15 protein-coding genes are annotated in these 19,195 nt (G+C 62.4%); 2 read left to right on the top strand and 13 right to left on the bottom strand.

Annotated elements, in window-relative coordinates; translation table 11 throughout:
- The first annotated feature begins 56 nt into the window (after positions 1–56).
- Positions 57–770: an SDR family NAD(P)-dependent oxidoreductase gene (locus tag AC1ZV1_RS12115; protein WP_484296922.1), complete on the top strand. Its 714-nt coding sequence runs from the start codon at positions 57–59 to the stop codon at positions 768–770.
- A 205-nt stretch (positions 771–975) separates the two neighbouring features.
- Here the strand turns inward: AC1ZV1_RS12115 and brnQ are convergent, their stop codons facing one another.
- From brnQ to sdhC, 10 genes are all read right to left on the bottom strand, one after another.
- Positions 976–2,289 carry a branched-chain amino acid transport system II carrier protein gene (gene brnQ / locus AC1ZV1_RS12110; protein WP_484296921.1) on the bottom strand — a complete coding sequence of 438 codons (1,314 nt, stop codon included), beginning with the start codon at positions 2,287–2,289 and terminating at the stop codon, positions 976–978.
- A 473-nt stretch (positions 2,290–2,762) separates the two neighbouring features.
- A complete protein-coding gene (gene sucD, locus AC1ZV1_RS12105; protein ID WP_038803160.1) occupies positions 2,763–3,644 on the bottom strand; it encodes a succinate--CoA ligase subunit alpha in 882 nt (293 codons plus the stop codon).
- Complete coding sequence (sucC, locus tag AC1ZV1_RS12100) at positions 3,644–4,810, bottom strand: ADP-forming succinate--CoA ligase subunit beta (protein ID WP_017518067.1); 1,167 nt, start codon at positions 4,808–4,810, stop codon at positions 3,644–3,646. The genes sucD and sucC overlap by 1 nt, the downstream gene beginning before the upstream one ends.
- A gap of 160 nt (positions 4,811–4,970) precedes the next feature.
- Entirely contained in the window at positions 4,971–6,407 is a 1,437-nt protein-coding gene (lpdA, locus tag AC1ZV1_RS12095) for a dihydrolipoyl dehydrogenase (protein ID WP_484296920.1), read from the bottom strand.
- A gap of 81 nt (positions 6,408–6,488) precedes the next feature.
- A complete protein-coding gene (gene odhB, locus AC1ZV1_RS12090; RefSeq protein ID WP_484296919.1) occupies positions 6,489–7,718 on the bottom strand; it encodes a 2-oxoglutarate dehydrogenase complex dihydrolipoyllysine-residue succinyltransferase in 1,230 nt (409 codons plus the stop codon).
- A gap of 42 nt (positions 7,719–7,760) precedes the next feature.
- Positions 7,761–10,592 carry a 2-oxoglutarate dehydrogenase E1 component gene (locus AC1ZV1_RS12085; RefSeq protein ID WP_484296918.1) on the bottom strand — a complete coding sequence of 944 codons (2,832 nt, stop codon included), beginning with the start codon at positions 10,590–10,592 and terminating at the stop codon, positions 7,761–7,763.
- 250 nt (positions 10,593–10,842) lie between these two features.
- Entirely contained in the window at positions 10,843–11,550 is a 708-nt protein-coding gene (locus AC1ZV1_RS12080) for a succinate dehydrogenase iron-sulfur subunit (protein WP_026078927.1), read from the bottom strand.
- An 11-nt stretch (positions 11,551–11,561) separates the two neighbouring features.
- Positions 11,562–13,334: a succinate dehydrogenase flavoprotein subunit gene (sdhA, locus tag AC1ZV1_RS12075; protein WP_484296917.1), complete on the bottom strand. Its 1,773-nt coding sequence runs from the start codon at positions 13,332–13,334 to the stop codon at positions 11,562–11,564.
- 3 nt (positions 13,335–13,337) lie between these two features.
- The gene (gene sdhD / locus AC1ZV1_RS12070) at positions 13,338–13,706 is read right to left on the bottom strand and encodes a succinate dehydrogenase, hydrophobic membrane anchor protein (RefSeq protein ID WP_484296916.1); all 369 of its coding nucleotides are present in this window, start codon (positions 13,704–13,706) and stop codon (positions 13,338–13,340) included.
- Positions 13,700–14,086: a succinate dehydrogenase, cytochrome b556 subunit gene (sdhC, locus tag AC1ZV1_RS12065; protein WP_167523168.1), complete on the bottom strand. Its 387-nt coding sequence runs from the start codon at positions 14,084–14,086 to the stop codon at positions 13,700–13,702. The genes sdhD and sdhC overlap by 7 nt, the downstream gene beginning before the upstream one ends.
- Positions 14,087–14,440: 354 nt before the next feature.
- On the opposite strand from sdhC, the gene gltA reads away from it, so the two are divergent.
- A complete protein-coding gene (gene gltA / locus AC1ZV1_RS12060) occupies positions 14,441–15,724 on the top strand; it encodes a citrate synthase (RefSeq protein WP_484296915.1) in 1,284 nt (427 codons plus the stop codon).
- 173 nt (positions 15,725–15,897) lie between these two features.
- Here gltA and AC1ZV1_RS12055 read toward each other — a convergent pair whose 3' ends face one another.
- The 3 genes from AC1ZV1_RS12055 to AC1ZV1_RS12045 form a co-directional block, all read right to left on the bottom strand.
- Positions 15,898–16,503 carry an START domain-containing protein gene (locus AC1ZV1_RS12055; RefSeq protein ID WP_089285750.1) on the bottom strand — a complete coding sequence of 202 codons (606 nt, stop codon included), beginning with the start codon at positions 16,501–16,503 and terminating at the stop codon, positions 15,898–15,900.
- Positions 16,504–16,627: 124 nt separating this feature from the next.
- A complete protein-coding gene (locus AC1ZV1_RS12050) occupies positions 16,628–16,882 on the bottom strand; it encodes a YkgJ family cysteine cluster protein (protein ID WP_484296914.1) in 255 nt (84 codons plus the stop codon).
- 30 nt (positions 16,883–16,912) lie between these two features.
- Entirely contained in the window at positions 16,913–19,162 is a 2,250-nt protein-coding gene (locus AC1ZV1_RS12045; RefSeq protein ID WP_484296913.1) for an alpha-glucosidase, read from the bottom strand.
- Positions 19,163–19,195 lie beyond the last annotated feature (33 nt).

The following is a 19,195-nucleotide window of genomic DNA, read 5'->3' as shown; positions in this document are numbered from 1 at the left end:
ACTCAGGACATGCCGACAGACAGGCTGCCGGCAGCATCATCGACAGGGAAAATCACATGTTCGAAGGCAAGACCCTGGTGATTATCGGCGGTACCTCTGGCATCGGTCTGCGCGCCGCGCGACTGGCCGTGCAACGGGGGGCGCACGTCATCCTCGGCGGACGTGACAAGGCACGCTTGGCCAGCGTGGTGGAGAGCCTTGGCGACAGCGCCGAAGGCTATCCGGTGGACAACACCGACCGCACCTCGCTGCGTGATTTCTTCGCCCGCCTCGACCGCGTCGATGGCCTGTTCACGCCGGCGGCCAGCTACCAGGTCGCCAGCTTCACCGAGCAGGACGAGGAGAAAGTACGCAGCGCCTTCGAGCGCAAGTTCTGGCCGCAGTACTGGACGGTGCAGGCCGCCCTCCCCGTTCTCGCGCCTGAGGCCGGCATCGTGCTGGTCGGCGGGGCCGCCGGAGCACGTCCTGTACCGGGCGCAGCGTCCTATGCAGCCTGCAACAGCGCCATCGAAGGCCTTGCGCGGGCGCTGGCGGTCGACCTCGCTCCGCGGCGGGTCAATGTCATCGCTCCCGGAACGCTGGACGGTGAACTGTGGCAGAGCCGCGACCCGCAACTGCGCGACAACGCCTTCTCCCACTACGCCCAATCCACCCTGCTCAAACGCGTCGGCACGGTCGAAGATGCTGCCGATGCAGCGCTGTTCCTGCTGAGCAACCCCTACATGACTGGCGCCACACTCTCGCCTGACGGCGGCTACACCTTACGCTGAGTGGCCAATAGCGGGTAATTCCGGGGCTGGGCGTGAGCCTCTCCATCTTCATTCATACCCGACCTCTAGACCCGAACTGCTCCGAGCAACACGGCTTCAAGACACCTCCAATTACCGGAGTCCAAGGGATTCCTGTCGATGGGCAGAATCGCCTGAACAATAAAAAAGCCGCCTTGTGGGCGGCTTTTTCGTGGATGGCGGTGTGTCAGGCCATCGCTTCCTGGGGTTTGCCCAGCAGGCGGTCGATGACCACCATCACGGCCAGCATGGCGACGGAGGGAATCAGCCAGGCGAGACCCTGTTCAGCCAGCGGCAGGTGTTCCATCCAGGTCGGCATCCAGGCATCGAGCTTGGCGCCCTTGAGCGCATCGATGATGCCGAAGACGAAGGACACCACCATCACCGGGGCGACGATGCGGGTCTGCGAACGCCACAGGCTGGCGCAGAAGCTCAGCGCCACCAGCACGATGCACGGCGGGTAGATGGCGGTCAGCACCGGGATCGAGAACTGGATGAGCTTGGTCAGGCCCAGGTTCGACACCAGCAGCGAGAAGCCCGCCAGGATGATCACCAGGCTGCGGTACGACAGCGGCAGGATGCGGCAGAAGTACTCGGCGCAGGCGCAGGTCAGGCCCACGGCGGTGACCAGGCAGGCCAGCGCGATCAGCACGGCGAGGAAGGTGCTGCCCAGCGAGCCGAAGGTGTGCTGCACGTAGGCGTGCAGCACGGCCGCGCCATTGGCTGCACCGGCGGCGATGTCGTGGCTGCCGGCCCCCAGGCGGAACAGGCTGATGTACACCAGCGCCAGGCCGACCCCGGCGATCAGGCCGGCGATGATGGCGTAGCGGGTGATCAGCCGCGGCGACTGCACGCCACGGGAACGGATCGCGTTGACGATGACGATGCCGAAGACCAGCGCGCCGAGGGTATCCATGGTCAGGTAGCCATTGACGAAGCCCTGGGAGAACGCGGCAGTCTGGTACGCCGGCTCAGCAACACCGATGGGACCGGCCGGCAGCATGAAGGCGGCGATGCCCAGCGCGGCCAGGGCAAGTATCTTCAGCGGCGCGAGGAAGCGGCCGACGGTATCGAGCAGCTTGCCCGGATACAGCGAGATCACCAGGACGATCAGGAAGTACACCAGGCTGTAGAGGAACAGCGGCAACGCGCCCTCTCCGGTCAGCGGTGCCAGCCCGACTTCGAAGGACACGGTGGCAGTACGCGGGGTGGCGAACAGCGGCCCGACCGACAGGTAGCAGACAGCCGCCAGCAGCCCGCCGGCGACCTTGCCGATCGGGTGGCTCAGGGTGTCCATTGCGCCACCGACCTTGGCCAGCGCCACGACGGTGATCACCGGCAGGCCGACCGCAGTGATCAGGAAGCCCAGCGCCGCCATCCACACCTGCGGACCGGACTGCAGACCCACGATCGGCGGGAAGATGATGTTGCCCGCGCCGACGAACAGCGCAAAGGTCAGAAAACCAAGTGCCAGGATGTCCTGGCCTTTCAAGACGTTCATGAAGGGAAATACCACAGTGCTGAAACGGTTTCGTGGTCTCCCAAGACACGCTTACCGTACGGACGTGACGAAGCCGCATCGAACGGGACTGACCGGCTCACGCCTGCGCATCCAGTGATACTGCTGTCATCGGTACGGTGATTTGTTCTTGGAAGTCCGATAGCAGAGGTTTTCCAAGGGCTCGTGGCCCGTTTGCTCCTGCATTCTGGTTATCCCGTCATCCGTGACGGTCAGGAATCGCCGTCGCTTCCGGGTAGGAATGGACGGTGAGCGGGCCTTCCCTTGTGGGGAACGCGACGCTTCATATAGTTGCTAGCCTAACGATCTATTCCGATGAACTGCACTGACATACGTCAGATCGTCCGAGTAATGATCGGCGATGTCGCCTGAACGACACTTTGTAGACGCAGCCATAACGACAGAGGCCACCCGAAGGTGGCCTCTGTTGACAGACGGTTAAGACAGCGAAGCGCTTACTTGACCGGCCAGCCGGTCAGCTCGGCCAGGGCCTTGCCGATATCAGCCAGCGAACGCACGGTTTTCACGCCAGCGTCCTGCAGGGCGGCGAACTTCTCGTCCGCAGTGCCCTTGCCACCGGAGATGATGGCGCCTGCGTGGCCCATGCGCTTGCCGGGCGGTGCGGTCACACCTGCGATGTAGGACACCACCGGCTTGGTCACGTTGGCCTTGATGTAGGCAGCCGCTTCTTCTTCGGCCGAACCACCGATTTCGCCGATCATGACGATCGCTTCGGTTTTCGGGTCTTCCTGGAACAGCTTCAGGATGTCGATGAAGTTGGAACCCGGGATCGGGTCACCACCGATGCCCACGCAGGTGGACTGGCCGAAGCCGGCGTCAGTGGTCTGCTTCACGGCTTCGTAGGTCAGGGTGCCGGAACGCGACACGATGCCTACCTTGCCCGGCAGGTGGATGTGACCCGGCATGATGCCGATCTTGCACTCGCCGGGAGTGATCACGCCCGGGCAGTTCGGGCCGATCAGGCGTACGCCCAGCTCGTCGCACTTGACCTTGGCTTCCAGCATGTCGATGGTCGGAATGCCTTCGGTGATGCAGACGATCAGCTTGATGCCGCCGAAGGCCGCTTCCAGGATCGAGTCCTTGCAGAACGGAGCCGGAACGTAGATGACCGAAGCGTCAGCGCCGGTAGCTTCCACGGCTTCCTTGACGGTGTTGAACACCGGCAGGCCGAGGTGGGTGGTGCCGCCCTTGCCGGGAGTCACGCCGCCAACCATCTTGGTGCCGTAGGCGATGGCTTGTTCGGAGTGGAAGGTACCCTGCGAGCCGGTGAAGCCCTGGCAGATGACTTTGGTGTCTTTATTGATCAGGACGCTCATTACTTACCCTCCGCGGCCTTGACGACTTGCTGGGCAGCGTCGGTCAGGCTGGTCGCCGCGATGATGTTCAGACCGCTTTCGGCCAGGACCTTGGCGCCGAGGTCGGCGTTGTTGCCTTCCAGACGAACGACAACCGGGATTTTCACGCCGACTTCTTTCACGGCGCCGATGATGCCTTCGGCAATCATGTCGCAGCGAACGATGCCGCCGAAGATGTTCACCAGAACGGCAGCGACGTTGCTGTCGGACAGGATGATCTTGAACGCTTCGGTCACGCGCTCCTTGGTGGCACCGCCGCCAACGTCGAGGAAGTTGGCCGGCTTGCCGCCGTGCAGGTTGACGATGTCCATGGTGCCCATGGCCAGGCCGGCGCCGTTGACCATGCAGCCGATGTTGCCTTCCAGCGCGACGTAGTTCAGTTCCCACTTCTGCGCATGGGCTTCACGCGCGTCGTCCTGGGACGGGTCGTGCATGGCGCGCAGCTTGGGCTGACGGTACATGGCGTTGGAGTCGATGTTGATCTTGGCGTCCAGGCAGTGCAGGTTGCCGTCTTTCTTGATCACCAGCGGGTTCACTTCCAGCAGCGCCAGGTCGTAGTCCTGGAACAGCTTGGCCAGGCCAACGAAGATGTGGGTGAACTGCTTGATCTGATCGCCCTTCAGGCCCAGCTGGAAGGCCAGCTCGCGGCCCTGGAACGGCTGAGCGCCAACCAGCGGGTCGATGGTAGCCTTCAGAATCTTCTCAGGGGTCTCGTGCGCCACTTTCTCGATGTCCACGCCACCTTCGGTGGAGGCCATGAAGACGATGCGACGGCTGGAGCGGTCGACAACGGCGCCGAGGTACAGCTCCTTGTCGATGTCGGTGCAGGATTCCACCAGGATCTTGCTGACCGGCTGGCCATTGGCGTCAGTCTGGTAAGTCACCAGACGCTTGCCCAGCCAGTTGGCGGCGAACGCCTTGGCGTCCTCTTTGCTCTTGACCAGCTTCACACCGCCCGCTTTACCGCGGCCACCGGCGTGTACCTGGGCTTTAACGACCCACTCGGTACCACCGATTTTTTCACAGGCTTCTGCGGCCTCTTCGGGTGTGTCGACGGCGAAGCCCTTGGATACGGGCAGGCCGTACTCAGCGAACAGCTGCTTACCCTGATATTCGTGGAGATTCATGCTTGTCTACCGTTTTCGTCTTGGGTATTGCGCATTCGGCGCGGCGCTCGTGGCACCGCGCCACCTGTGACCGAGTCCCCCTCGGGGGAGAATCGATCCGGCGGGTCGAACGGCAGCCCCTCGCAAAAGACTGCCGCCCTCCCCGCCGTGGTCCCGTTCCTTAGCGTTTCTTGCGGTTGGCGATGTGGATGGCGTGGCCATTCACTGCCAAGGCCGCTTCGTGCAGCGCTTCGGACAGAGTCGGGTGGGAGAAGACCATCATGCCCAGGTCTTCGGCACTGGTGCCGAATTCCATGCCGATCGCGCCCTGCTGAACCAGCTCGGCGGCGCTCGGACCGATCACATGGACGCCCAGTACGCGGTCGGTCTTGGCATCGGCGATGACCTTGACCAGACCACCGGTGTCGTTGGCAGCCATGGCGCGGCCGCTGGCGGCGAACGGGAAGGTACCGACGTTGACTTCAACGCCTTCGCCCTTGAGCTGCTGCTCGGTCTTGCCGACCCATGCGATTTCCGGGTGGGTGTAGATCACCGACGGAATCAGGTCATAGTTCATCTGGGCCTTGTGGCCGGCGATGCGCTCGGCAACCATCACGCCCTCTTCCGAGGCCTTGTGCGCCAGCATGGCGCCGCGGACCACGTCACCGATGGCGTAGACGCCCGGAACGCTGGTCTTGCAGTGGTCGTCGACGTAGATGAAGCCACGCTCGTCCAGGGTCACGCCGCTGTCGGCAGCCAGCAGGTCGGTGGTCACCGGGCGACGGCCCACGGCCACGATCAGCTTGTCGAAGACTTCCTTCTGCTCGCCGTTGGCGTCGGTAAAGGTCACGGTGACCTGCTTCTTCTTCACGTCCGAACCGGTGACGCGAGCGCCCAGGCGGATGTTCAGACCTTGCTTGGTCAGGGTCTTCAGGGCTTCCTTGGCGATCTGCTCGTCAGCAGCCGGGAGGAACTTGTCCAGGGCTTCCAGGACGGTGACTTCGGCGCCCAGGCGAGCCCAGACCGAGCCCAACTCCAGGCCGATGACGCCGGCGCCGATCACGCCGAGCTTCTTCGGTACGCTCTGGAATTCCAGGGCGCCGGTGGAGTCGACGATGATGTCTTCGGTCAGCGGAGCCGGCGGGATTTCGACCGGCTTGGAGCCCGAAGCGATGATGATGTTGTCGGCTTCCAGCACCTGGGTCTTGCCGTCCAGGCCGGTCACTTCCACCTGCTTGTTGGCCAGGACCTTGCCGTGACCTTCGAAGGAGGTCACGCCGTTGGCCTTGAACAGGGTGGCGATGCCGCCGGTCAGGTTCTTCACGATGTTGGCCTTGCGGGCAACCATCGCCGGAACGTCCATCTTCACTTCGCCAGTGGAGATACCGTGGACGTCGAAGCTCTCTTTGGCTTCCTTGTACTTCCAGGAGCTGTCCAGCAGCGCCTTGGACGGAATGCAGCCTACGTTCAGGCAGGTACCGCCGAGAGCGACCTTGCCCTCTTTACCGATGTACTTCTCGATGCAGGCGGTCTTCAGGCCGAGCTGGGCGGCACGGATGGCGGCTACATAACCGCCGGGGCCGGCACCAATCACAACCACGTCGAATTTCTGGCTCATGTCTCAATCCTTATTCCGGTGAAGCGGACGGCCCCTTTCGGGGCCGTCGTGTAGTACGGGGCCGTCGTGTGAACTGACGTATCAGACGTCGAGCAGCAGGCGAGCCGGATCTTCCAGCAGATCCTTCATGGTGACCAGGAAGCTTACCGCCTCCTTGCCATCGATCATGCGGTGATCGTAGGACAGCGCCAGGTACATCATCGGCAGGATCACTACCTGGCCGTTAACGGCCATCGGGCGTTCCTGGATCTTGTGCATGCCGAGGATGGCGGTCTGCGGCGGGTTGACGATCGGAGTCGACAGCAGGGAACCGAATACGCCACCGTTGGAAATGGTGAAAGTACCACCGGTCATGTCCTCGATGGACAGCTTGCCGTCTTTGGCTTTCTTGCCGAAGGTGGCGATGCCGTTCTCGATCTCGGCCAGGCTCATGAACTCGGCGTTACGCAGAACCGGTACAACCAGGCCGCGGTCGCTGGAAACGGCTACGCCGATGTCCTGGTAGCCGTGGTAGACGATGTCGTTGCCATCGATCGACGCGTTGACGCCCGGGAAGCGCTTCAGGGCTTCGGTAGCAGCCTTGACGAAGAAGGACATGAAGCCCAGGCGAACGCCGTTGTGCTTCTTCTCGAACAGGTCCTTGTACTTGTTGCGCAGGTCCATGATCGGCTTCATGTTGACTTCGTTGAAGGTAGTCAGCATGGCCATGGAGGACTGGGCTTCGACCAGACGCTCGGCGACCTTGGCGCGCAGGCGGGTCATCGGAACGCGCTTCTCGACGCGGTCGCCAGCGGCGAACACCGGAGCGGCGGCAGCAGCCGGAGCAGCAGCCTTGGCCGGAGCGGCAGCCGGGGCATTCTTCTTGGCTTCAACGGCAGCCACGACGTCTTCCTTGGTCACACGACCGCCCTTGCCGGTACCGGCCAGGCTGTTCGGGTCGATGCCATTCTCTTCGGCCAGCTTGCGGGCGGCCGGCGAGAGGATGTTGTCGTCCGCAGTGGCGGCAACCGGCGCAGCAGCGGCCGGAGCGGCAGCAGGAGCGGCGGCAGCAGCCGGAGCAGCAGCGGCAGCACCGCCTTCGCTCAGCTTGCCCAGCAGTTCGTTGGAGAGAACAGTATCGCCTTCGTTCTTGACGATCTCGGCCAGGACGCCGTCGGCCTCGGCCAGTACTTCGATCACGACCTTGTCAGTCTCGATGTCGACGATCAGTTCGTCACGCTTGACGGCTTCACCGACCTTCTTGTGCCAGGTTGCGACGGTACCGTCGGCAACCGATTCCGGGAAGGTTGGGGCTTTGATTTCGATAGCCATTATGTGTGTTTCCTTAAATTCGGTATCAACTGCGCGTTGGCGTTAAACGGTGAAGGCGTCCTGCAGCAGTTTTTCCTGCTGCTCGGCGTGCATCGAAGCGTAGCCGCAAGCCGGAGCTGCCGAGCCTTCGCGGCCCGCGTATTCCAGGTTGAGACCTTTCGTGTGCGCGGCGATGACACGACGCATGTGGTGCTGCGAGCAGTACCAGGCGCCCTGGTTCATCGGCTCTTCCTGGCACCAGACGATATGCTTGAGGTTCTTGTACTGCGACAGGACCTCGGCCAGATCGTCTTCCGGGAAGGGATACAACTGCTCGATACGAACGATCGCGATGTTCTCGAGACCTTCGGCACGACGCTTCTCCAGCAAGTCGTAGTAGACCTTGCCGCTACACAGCACGATGCGATCGACTTTCTTCGGATCCAGGCTGTCGATCTCGTTGATCACGGTCTGGAACGAGCCGTTGGCCAGATCTTCCAGGGACGAGATGGCCAGCTTGTGACGCAGCAGCGACTTCGGCGTCATCACGATCAGCGGCTTGCGCAGCGGACGGATCACCTGACGGCGCAGCATGTGGTAGACCTGGGCCGGGGTAGTCGGTACGCAGACCTGGATGTTCTGCTCGGCGCACAGCTGCAGGTAACGCTCCAGACGCGCGGAGGAGTGCTCCGGGCCCTGGCCTTCGTAACCGTGCGGCAGCAGCATGGTCAGGCCACACAGGCGCTGCCACTTGGTTTCGCCGCTGGTGATGAACTGGTCGATCACGACCTGTGCACCGTTGGCGAAGTCACCGAACTGAGCTTCCCACACCACGAGTGCGTCCGGAGTAGTAGTGGCGTAGCCGTATTCGAACGCCAGTACTGCTTCTTCCGAGAGGTAGGAGTCGTACAGGCTGACGCGCGGCTGGCCCTCGAACAGGTTGGCCAGCGGGATGTAGACCGAATCGTCCTTCTGGTTGTGCAGCGCCGCGTGGCGGTGCGAGAAGGTGCCGCGGCCGACGTCCTGACCCGTCATGCGGACCGGGTGACCTTCGAACAGCAGGGTGGCGTACGCGAGGTTCTCGGCAAAGCCCCAGTTGATCGGGAAGCCACCGGCAGCCATCTTGGCGCGGTCTTCATAGATCTTCTGTACCTGACGCTGCATGACGAAGCCGTCCGGGGTTTCCAGCAGCTTGTTGGAGAGGTCCTGCAGGGTCTTCAGATCACAACGGGTGTCGTGACGCGCGGTCCAGGCATGGCCGAGGTACGGACGCCAGTCGACGAAGAGCTCCTTGTTGGGCTCCTTCACCAGGCTCTTCACCACGTGCAGGCCATTGTCGAGAGCGTCGCGGTATTCGTCGACCTTCTCCTGGGCCTGCTCGGCGGTCTGCACGCCAGCGGCGATCAGTGCGTCGGCATACAGGTCACGGGTGGTGCGCTGCTTGGCGATCTGCTGGTACATCAGCGGCTGGGTGCCGCTCGGCTCGTCGGCCTCGTTGTGACCACGACGGCGGTAGCAGACCAGGTCGATGACCACGTCACGCTTGAACTGCATGCGGTAATCGATGGCCAGCTGGGTCACGAACAGTACCGCTTCCGGATCGTCGCCATTCACATGGAAGATCGGCGCCTGGATCATCTTCGCCACGTCGGTCGCGTACTCGGTGGAACGAGCATCGTCCTGACGGCTGGTGGTGAAGCCGACCTGGTTGTTGATCACGATGTGGATGGTGCCGCCCGTCTTGTAAGCACGGGTCTGCGACATCTGGAAGGTTTCCATGACCACGCCCTGCCCCGCAAAGGCGGCATCGCCGTGGATGGAGATCGGCACGACCTTGTCGCCGCTGCCGTCTTTACGACGGTCCTGGCGGGCACGCACCGAACCCTCGACCACCGGGGAAACGATTTCCAGGTGCGAGGGGTTGAACGCCAGGGCCAGGTGGACTTCGCCGCCGGTGGTCATGACGTTGGAGGAGAAGCCCTGGTGGTACTTCACGTCACCCGAGCCCAGTTCGACCAGCTTCTTGCCTTCGAACTCGTCGAAGAGGTCGCGCGGGTTCTTGCCCAGGGTGTTGACCAGGACGTTCAGACGGCCACGGTGGGCCATGCCGATGACGATTTCCTTGACGCCGTAGGAACCGGAGCGCTGGATGATCTCGTCGACCATCGGAATCAGGCTCTCACCGCCTTCCAGACCGAAGCGCTTGGTGCCCGGGTACTTGGTGCCCAGGTACTTTTCCAGGCCTTCAGCTGCGGTCAGGCGCTCGAGCAGGTGGGAACGGGCGTCGGCAGAGTATGCCGGACGGCCGCGCACGCTTTCCAGGCGCTGGGCGAACCAGTGGCGCTGTTCGGAATCGACGATATGCATGAATTCGGCGCCGATGGTGCTGCAGTAAGTCTGCTTCAGCGCATCGAGGATTTCACGCAGGGTCGCTTCTTCCTTGCCGATATAAAGCTCACCGGTACGGAAGGTGGTGTCGAGGTCTGCAGCAGTGAGCCCGTAGTGTTCGAGCGACAGATCGGAGGGAGCGGTACGCACCCAGAGACCCAGCGGATCGAGCGACGCTGCCTGATGTCCACGCAGACGGTATGCCAGGATCAGACGCAGGACTTCAACCTGCTTCTTTTCGTGCTCGGTGCTTACGCTGCCAGCCGAAACAGGCGCGGCGCGGCGCTGGTTCTTGGCCAGGAGTACGAAATGATCACGGATAGAGGAATGCGAGACGTCGGGGGCAGGATTGCCGTCGGCGGGGAGCTTCTGGAAGTACGTGCGCCACTCTTCTGGCACAGCGTTCGGGTCGTGCAGGTAGAGCTCGTAGAGCTCTTCGACGTAGGCAGCGTTTCCACCGGATAGATGGGCACTGTTCCACATCCGCTGCATTACGCTTTCGTGCATGCTTGGTCACCCTCGGTAAGGGGACTCCACCTGTGGAATCTCTGGCGCGAAGTCATACACAGCGACTTCAAGCCACCGATCCCCGCAGATAGTCCGGGTACCAGCCCGGATGCCCCTGCTGGTCATATATACGTTTTCAAAACAGGACCCCCGCTTTGTGGGCTTGGGTCCTAGGGACTGTACCGCCGGACAATGTTCCGGCGGCACAGGTGTCGCTCTTGCAATGATCTCTGGGCGCGAGGCCCTCGGATCAAGTGCCGCTTTGCAGCAGCATGTTACGGATGTGACCGATTGCCTTGGTGGGGTTCAGACCCTTCGGGCAGACGTTCACGCAGTTCATGATCCCGCGGCAGCGGAAGACGCTGAACGGGTCATCCATGCTCGCCAGGCGAGCCTGGGTTTCGGTATCACGGCTGTCGGCCAGGAAACGGTAGGCCTGCAGCAGAGCGGCGGGACCCAGGAACTTGTCGGGGTTCCACCAGAACGACGGGCAGGAAGTCGAGCAGCAGGCGCACAGAATGCACTCGTACAGGCCGTCCAGCTTTTCGCGCTCTTCCGGGCTTTGCAGACGTTCGATGGCCGGCGCTGCATATTTGTTCTGCAGGAACGGCTTCACGCTCTCGTACTGCTTGTAGAAGATGCGCATGTCGACGACCAGGTCACGAATGACCGGCAGGCCCGGCAGCGGACGCAGAACCAGCTTGCCGCCCTTCAGGCCAGCGGCCGACAGGGGGGTGATGCAGGCCAGGCCGTTTTTGCCGTTGATGTTCATGCCGTCGGAGCCGCACACGCCTTCACGGCAGGAACGACGGTAGGAGAAGCCTTCGTCCTGTTCCTTGATCAGCGCCAGTACGTCCAGGACCATGATGTCCTTGCCGTCGGTATCGACCTGGAAGTCCTGCATGTAAGGTGCAGCGTCCTTCTCAGGGTTGTAGCGGTAAACACTCACTTGCAACATGGCGGGCACCCTTAGTAAGTACGAACCTTGGGTTCGAATGCCGGAACAGTTTTCGGCGCGAAGTTGACGGCACGCTTGGCTACACGCTTCTCACCCGGGAAGTACAGGGTGTGGCACAGCCAGTTCTCGTCATCGCGCTCCTCGAAGTCTTCACGGGCATGCGCGCCGCGGGACTCTTTGCGGGCTTCGGCCGCAATCGCGGTGGCTTCGGCCACTTCGAGGAGGTTCTGCAGTTCCAGCGCTTCGATACGCGCCGTGTTGAATGCCTGGCTCTTGTCGTTGATCTTGACAGTAGCGATACGCTCGCGCAGATCAGCCAGCTGAGCGATACCCTTCTGCATGTATTCGCCGGTACGGAATACACCGAAGTAGTTCTGCATGCAGGATTGCAGCTCGCGCTTGAGCGGGGCAACTTCTTCGCCGCTGGTGCGTTCGTTCACGCCGTTCAGACGGTTGAAAGCGGATTCCAGGTCGGACTCGGAAGCACCGCGGTGCTCGATACCCTCTTTCAGGGCCTTTTCCAGGTGCAGACCGGTTGCACGACCGAACACCACCAGGTCGAGCAGCGAGTTGCCGCCCAGGCGGTTGGCGCCATGTACCGATACGCAAGCCACTTCACCTACAGCGAACAGGCCTTCGATGATCTGCTCGTTGCCGTTGGCGTCCATGGTCAGGGCCTGGCCATGGATGTTGGTGGCAACACCGCCCATCATGTAGTGGCAGGTCGGGATAACCGGGATCGGAGCGACAACCGGGTCGACGTGCGCGAAGGTCTTGGACAGTTCGCAGATGCCAGGCAGGCGGCTGTGCAGAACTTCTTCGCCGAGGTGGTCGAGCTTCAGCAGTACGTGGTCCTTGTTCGGGCCCACGCCGTTGCCGGCGATCACTTCCTTGACCATGGAGCGCGCAACCACGTCGCGGCCGGCCAGGTCTTTCGCGTTCGGAGCGTAACGCTCCATGAAGCGCTCGCCATGAGCGTTGATCAGGTAGCCGCCTTCACCGCGGCAACCTTCGGTGACCAGTACACCAGCGCCGGCAATACCGGTCGGGTGGAACTGCCACATCTCGATGTCCTGCACCGGCACGCCAGCGCGCAGGGCCATACCGATGCCATCACCGGTGTTGATCAGGGCGTTGGTGGTGGAGGCGTAGATACGGCCGGCACCGCCAGTGGCCAGGACCACGGCTTTGGAGCGGATATAAACGGTGTCGCCGGTTTCGATGTCGATGGCGATGACGCCAACCACATGACCGTCCTGGTTCTTCACCAGATCGACGGCATACCACTCGTTCAGGAAGGAAGTACCGTTCTTCAGGTTGGCCTGATAGAGGGTGTGCAACAGGGCGTGACCGGTACGGTCAGCTGCGGCGCAAGTACGGGCAGCCTGACCACCCTTGCCGAAGTCCTTGGACTGGCCACCGAACGGACGCTGATAGATGCGGCCCTGCTCGGTACGGGAGAACGGCAGACCCATGTGCTCCAGCTCGAACACGGCTTCCGGGCCGACAGAGCACATGTATTCGATAGCGTCCTGGTCACCGATGTAGTCGGAGCCCTTGACGGTGTCGTACATGTGCCAGCGCCAATCGTCGTTCGGGTCGGCCGAAGCGATGGCGCAGGTGATGCCACCCTGGGCGGATACGGTGTGCGAACGGGTCGGGAAGACCTTGGTCACCACGGCAGTCTTGTGACCGCCCTGTGCCAGTTGCAGCGCAGCGCGCATGCCGGCGCCGCCGCCACCAACGATGATGGCGTCGAAGGAAAGAGAACGAATGCTAGCCATGGATCAGTTACCCCAGAGAATCTGCACACCCCAGACGAAGAATGCGAACATGGCCATGCCGCATACTGCCTGGACGAGGAAACGCACGACGGTCGCGGACTTGCCCAGCGCCATCGGAGTCAGGTAGTCGGTAGTGATAGTCCACATACCAACCCATGCGTGCACGCTCAGGGAAACCAGCGTCAACAGGCTGAAGATCTTCATCACGCTGTGGGAGAACAGACCATGCCACTCGGCGTAGGAAATACCCGGGTGAGCGATCAGGAAGCCCAGCAGGAAGAGAACATAAGCCGCGAGAACGACCGCGGAGACGCGTTGAGCCATCCAGTCGTAGAGACCCGAACGCGACAAGTTAGTGACGTTAGTTACCATACCCATACCCCCGCCAGAACGATCAGCACCACTGCGACAGCGATGACGATTTTCGAACCACGCTTACCGCCTTCCAGCGTTTCGCCAATACCTGCGTCCATGACGAGGTGACGAATACCGGCTACCAGGTGGTACAGGAGCGCAGACAGCAGGCCCCAGATCACAAGCTTGACCAACGGATGGGTCAGACACGCCTTCACCTGCTCGAAGCTTTCTTCCGAAGCGAGGGAACGATCCAGTGCGAACAGCAGCACTGCGATGCCCACGAACAGAATGACGCCAGAGATGCGGTGGAGAATCGACGTGTAAGCAGTGATAGGGAGTTGGATGGTCCTTAGGTCTAGGTTTACGGGTCGTTTGCTATTCACGGCTTTTTTCACACTGAGAGCCCCTCTATGAATCAGGGCTAGTTGTCGGGAGGTGCACTTGTCAGGTACCCATCACCTTCGGGAGTGACAACCACCGATGAAGCTAGGCCGGACGGCCCTTGGCGGCTGGTCGCCGAGTATAGACAGTTAGGCTCCTAATGACAACGGAAAGACCTCCACCTAAGGACTAATTGCCGCACCCCCATAAAAGGCGTAAACAGGCAAATTTTTCCGGCAAAACAGGGGCTTGGAGGAGCCAAACTTCTCCGATTGTGCAAATTGACATTCGGATTTATCTCTCTATAGTGGTGCGGGCCCTGCGTGGGGGGTCGTACAGATGATTTCAAGCATAAATAGGAGGCCATCATGGCTGACAAAAAAGCGCAGTTGATCATCGAGGGCGCTGCCCCCGTCGAACTGCCTGTCCTCTCCGGCACGCTGGGTCCCGATGTCGTCGACGTGCGGGGCCTGACCTCCACGGGTCACTTCACCTTCGACCCCGGCTTCATGTCCACCGCCTCCTGCGAGTCGAAGATCACCTACATCGATGGTGACAAGGGCGTGCTGCTGCACCGCGGCTACCCGATCGAACAGCTCGCCGAGAAGTCCGACTACCTGGAAACCTGCTACCTGCTGCTCAACGGCGAACTTCCGACTGCCGAGCAAAAGGAAAAGTTCGTCGGCACCATCAAGAACCACACCATGGTTCATGAACAGCTGAAGACCTTCTTCAACGGCTTCCGCCGTGATGCGCACCCGATGGCCGTTATGTGCGGCGTGATCGGTGCCCTCTCCGCCTTCTACCACGACTCCCTGGACATCAATAATCCGAAGCACCGGGAAGTCTCGGCGCATCGTCTGATCGCCAAGATGCCGACCATCGCTGCCATGGTGTACAAGTACTCCAAGGGCGAGCCGATGATGTACCCGCGCAACGACCTGAACTATGCAGAAAACTTCCTGCATATGATGTTCAACACCCCGTGCGAGACCAAGCCGATCAGCCCCGTGCTGGCCAAGGCCATGGACCGCATCTTCATCCTGCACGCCGACCACGAGCAGAACGCCTCCACCTCCACCGTGCGCCTGGCGGGCTCCTCGGGCGCCAACCCGTTCGCCTGCATCGCCTCGGGCATCGCCGCCCTGTGGGGACCGGCTCACGGCGGTGCGAACGAAGCCGTTCTGCGCATGCTGGACGAAATCGGTGACGTATCGAACATCGAGACGTTCGTGGCCAAGGCCAAGGACAAGAACGATCCGTTCAAGCTGATGGGCTTCGGCCACCGCGTGTACAAGAACTTCGACCCGCGTGCCAAGGTCATGAAACAGACCTGCGACGAGGTTCTCCAGGAGCTGGGCATCAACGACCCGCAACTGGAACTGGCCATGAAGCTGGAAGAAATCGCCCGCCACGACCCCTACTTCGTGGAGCGCAACCTCTATCCGAACGTGGACTTCTACTCCGGCATCATCCTGAAGGCCATTGGCATTCCGACCAGCATGTTCACCGTGATCTTCGCCCTGGCACGCACCGTGGGCTGGATCTCGCACTGGCAGGAAATGCTCTCCGGCCCGTACAAGATTGGCCGTCCGCGCCAGCTGTACACCGGCGCCACCCAGCGCGACTTTGTGGACCTCAAGGCCCGCTAAGCGCTACGGCGTCATGAAAAGGCCGCCCTCGGGCGGCTTTTTTATTGCCTGAACTGAAATGCCGATAGTCCTGCAGCAGCAACCATGGGCGCGATCCCAGGCAGCCTCACGTCTGCAGGAACGAAAAAGCCGCCCGAAGGCGGCTTTTCCATTCAAGGCAACGACAGCGCCGATTACTTCTCGGCAGCGCTGCGCAGGCCCTTCAGCGTGTTCATCGGTGCATCGACCACGAAGCTGTTGGCCAGCCAGGACGGAATGCTGCCGCCCGGCTCGGTCTGTACCTGGTAGGTCACTTCGGTCACGCCAGCGCCCTTGGGTACCAGCTTCCACTCGCCGATCAGCTTCGGCACGCGAATTTCGCCTTTCTCTTCCGGGATATAGGTCGGCTCGGCCTTCAGGTGACGGATCAGGCCGCCGTCGGCGGTCTTCTCGGTGGTCACGTGGATCACCACGTCACGACCGGTCACCGGCCAGGGCATGTCGATCTTCGAGTAGGTCCAGGAATTGTCGCCCTCGGTTTTCAGCAGGCGCATCTCGGCGCAGGCGTGAATCCACTTGCAGGAGCCGGCCACGTCTTCCTGCAGGGCGTTGATCTTGGCCACATCGGCCTTGATGTCGACGACGCCACGGTAGGCCTTGTACTTGGAGCCTGCCACGGGACTGAGGAAGACCTTCACACCGTCATCTTCCTTCTCCAGCTTCCAGTCTTCCGCCAGGGCAGTACCGGCAAAGCCCATCACGGCAGTGGCCAGCAGGGTCATACGCAATACACCACGCATCGTCTTACCTCTCTTTATTCTTGATCTTGTGGGGGCAACACATGCCGCTGCCCCGTCGCAATCCGCGGTCTTGAGCGGGTTGGGGCGTCAGTATGGACCGCGAAAACGTGACTTCCAAGTCACATCAGGCGGCGGTGATGCGCTCCCACTCGGTGAGGATCTGCAAGGCCTGTTCGTTGCTGCTGCCACAGGCATCGGCATCCGCATCGAAGGCCGCACAGACCGTTGGACGCCGCGAATCGCCGAATAGTTTGCACAGATTGCGTTCATCCAGCTGCACGCATCGCACGCCCGCCGGCTTGCCGTCAGGCATGCCGGGGATGGGTGAGGAAATCGACGGCGCTATGCAGCAGGCGCCACAGCCGATACGGCACTGCATGGGTGAACTCTCTAACGACATCAGGGGTTATCAGGGTTGGGAGCGCAGCAGCCCCTGCTCGCGCAGCACTGCCACCAGGCGCTCCCCTTCGGCGGAGCCGGCGCGATAGAAAACCGCCGGCTCGCCAATGGGCGTCGGGACGTCGACCGCCCCGCCGGGAGTCACCTCGAAGGTGCTTCCGCTCCACAGGTGAACCCAGCGGCCCTCCGGCAGCGCGACATTCAGACGCTGCACGCCGGGCGCCAGAACCGGGGCCACCAGAAATTGGTCGCCGAGCATATAGCTCGTTGGCGTTTCCGCCAAGCTGGCCGGATCAGCGGGGAACTCCAGCCAGAGCGGGCGCACCAGCGGCCAGCCATGCTTCGTCGCCTCGTCCATCAGGCGCTCGCGATACGGCGCCAGCGCGCGGAACACCGTGGCGAAGCGCTGCAACTGCGCCACCGTCGCCGGCGTGCTGTAGGCCTGCACGTTGTCGTCCGGTCGATTGCCCTCATGGGTGCGCAGCAGGCTGGTGAAGGCGGAAAACTCCATCCAGCGCAACAGCAGCTCCTCGCTGCGGTGATAGTTCCTGATCGGGCTGCTGATGGTGGTGTAGCCACCGGTGTCACCGTGGTTGAGGCTGAAACCGGATACGCCGCCGGACAGCAACCCCAGCAATGCGCTGTGCAGACCGTCATCGGCATCCCAGGTCACCAGTTGGTCGCCCAGCCACAGGCTGGTGGTCAACCCGGGACTTCGGCTGTAGGCGGAACGCATGAAGAACAGCAGGTCGCCGGCGCCCTCCTCGTCCACCAGTTGCCGATTCAACCGTGCCCACAGCTCCGGATAGCGATTGTGCACCGCTTCGGCCGACGCACCAGACGCCAGCTTCGCCTCGTAAGGCAAGGCCTCGCCAAAGTCCGCCATCCAGCCGGAGAAACCGGCGCCCAGCATCTCCTGGCGCATCACGCCACGCAGCCAGTCGGCGGCCTGCGGATTGGTCAGATCGACCAGGCCGGCGCTGAAGCTGGTGTTCTGCAACATCAGCGGTTGTCCCTGTTGATCCAGGGTCAGATAGCCGCGCTGCAGCGCCTCGCGGTAGAGATTGCGGGTCTCTCCGTCTTTCTCCGCCGTGTCCACCAGGAAGGGATTCACGTACGCCAGGCTGCGGATTCCCTTGGCCCGCAGCTCAGCGTTAAAGTCGGACCAGCCTGGATAACGCTCGCCATCCAGCACCCAGTTCCACCACAGCTGCTTTCCGAAGCTCGTGGTGCGCTGGCCGACCCAGTCCTGCACCCAGACGCCCGCCAGCGGCACCCTCGCCTGCTCCAGTTGCCGGACGATGCCGCGCACGCGCTCGGTGCCACCCTGCACACCCAGGATCACACCTTGCTGGGTCCAGGCGGGCAACGGCGGCATGCGCCCGACCACCGCGGTATGCGCCTCGACCAGCGCCTTGGGACTGCTGCCTTTATAGAAGTGGGCCTGGAGCGTGCTCGCGTGCACCTCCAGCGCCACCCGATGCTCGTCCCGCAGGTCGAAGACCTGGTACTCCGGTGCCTCACTGAAGAAGCCATGCAAACGGGAAGTGAGATAAAAAGGCACCGGCGCATAGGTGGTCCACCAGTCGCCGCCGGCGCGGGCGCTCAGGTCCGCGGCCAGGGTGATCGGCTGCAGGCCGCGCCCGACGCCCTGTTCCTGCACTAGAATCGGCAGGCGGCGCCCGCTCAGGTCGAAGCGGGTGAACTGCTCGCCAAAACCATGGAATTGCTCGTCTGCCTCCCGCGCCCAGGCCAGATAGAGACGATTCAGTGCCGGGTCAGCCAGGCTCACGTCCATCACCACACCCCGCTCGCCATCGGCGTGCAGCGCAACGGTATACGGCACTCGGCGGTCATCGGCGCAGCCAAGTGTTCCGACGATCAGCAGCGTGTCCGCTTCGGCGCGTACGGACTCCAACTGTTGCTGGCGACACAGCAGCTCGCGGTGTTCATGGACGAACATCGCACCCCGGTGCTCTTCAGCTTCGACGTGACCGATGCCGGCGGCCAGAAAGCCGCCGCGGGTCTGCCACAACGTCTGCGCGGGATGCTCGCCCGCGCGCAGGGCGAAGGCTGCGCCATCCCATTCCAGGCGATAGTCACCCAGCGTCCAGCGCTGCCCCGCTGCCATGGCCGGCACGACCGTCAGCTGTGCCCAGACCGGCCGCTGCTGCCACCACTGCCAGCCCTTCCAGCCGCCGAGCGCCAACATTCCCAGCGCCAGCAGCGCCGCACCTCCCCGCAACAAGAACCTGATCAAATCCCCGCCCCTTGGCTGTCGCGCGACACATCC

Source organism: Pseudomonas sp. BB438, from assembly GCF_057180225.1.
This window is presented reverse-complemented; position numbering and strand designations above follow the sequence as displayed.

What these genes read in the sequence shown, in the direction of transcription:
- AC1ZV1_RS12115 (WP_484296922.1), top strand. Translation starts at nt 57, where the DNA reads ATGTTCGAAGGCAAGACCCTGGTGATTATCGGCGGTACCTCTGGCATC.
- brnQ (WP_484296921.1), bottom strand. Translation starts at nt 2,289, where the DNA reads ATGAACGTCTTGAAAGGCCAGGACATCCTGGCACTTGGTTTTCTGACC.
- sucD (WP_038803160.1), bottom strand. Translation starts at nt 3,644, where the DNA reads ATGAGCGTCCTGATCAATAAAGACACCAAAGTCATCTGCCAGGGCTTC.
- sucC (WP_017518067.1), bottom strand. Translation starts at nt 4,810, where the DNA reads ATGAATCTCCACGAATATCAGGGTAAGCAGCTGTTCGCTGAGTACGGC.
- lpdA (WP_484296920.1), bottom strand. Translation starts at nt 6,407, where the DNA reads ATGAGCCAGAAATTCGACGTGGTTGTGATTGGTGCCGGCCCCGGCGGT.
- odhB (WP_484296919.1), bottom strand. Translation starts at nt 7,718, where the DNA reads ATGGCTATCGAAATCAAAGCCCCAACCTTCCCGGAATCGGTTGCCGAC.
- AC1ZV1_RS12085 (WP_484296918.1), bottom strand. Translation starts at nt 10,592, where the DNA reads ATGCACGAAAGCGTAATGCAGCGGATGTGGAACAGTGCCCATCTATCC.
- AC1ZV1_RS12080 (WP_026078927.1), bottom strand. Translation starts at nt 11,550, where the DNA reads ATGTTGCAAGTGAGTGTTTACCGCTACAACCCTGAGAAGGACGCTGCA.
- sdhA (WP_484296917.1), bottom strand. Translation starts at nt 13,334, where the DNA reads ATGGCTAGCATTCGTTCTCTTTCCTTCGACGCCATCATCGTTGGTGGC.
- sdhD (WP_484296916.1), bottom strand. Translation starts at nt 13,706, where the DNA reads ATGGTAACTAACGTCACTAACTTGTCGCGTTCGGGTCTCTACGACTGG.
- gltA (WP_484296915.1), top strand. Translation starts at nt 14,441, where the DNA reads ATGGCTGACAAAAAAGCGCAGTTGATCATCGAGGGCGCTGCCCCCGTC.
- AC1ZV1_RS12055 (WP_089285750.1), bottom strand. Translation starts at nt 16,503, where the DNA reads ATGCGTGGTGTATTGCGTATGACCCTGCTGGCCACTGCCGTGATGGGC.
- AC1ZV1_RS12050 (WP_484296914.1), bottom strand. Translation starts at nt 16,882, where the DNA reads ATGCAGTGCCGTATCGGCTGTGGCGCCTGCTGCATAGCGCCGTCGATT.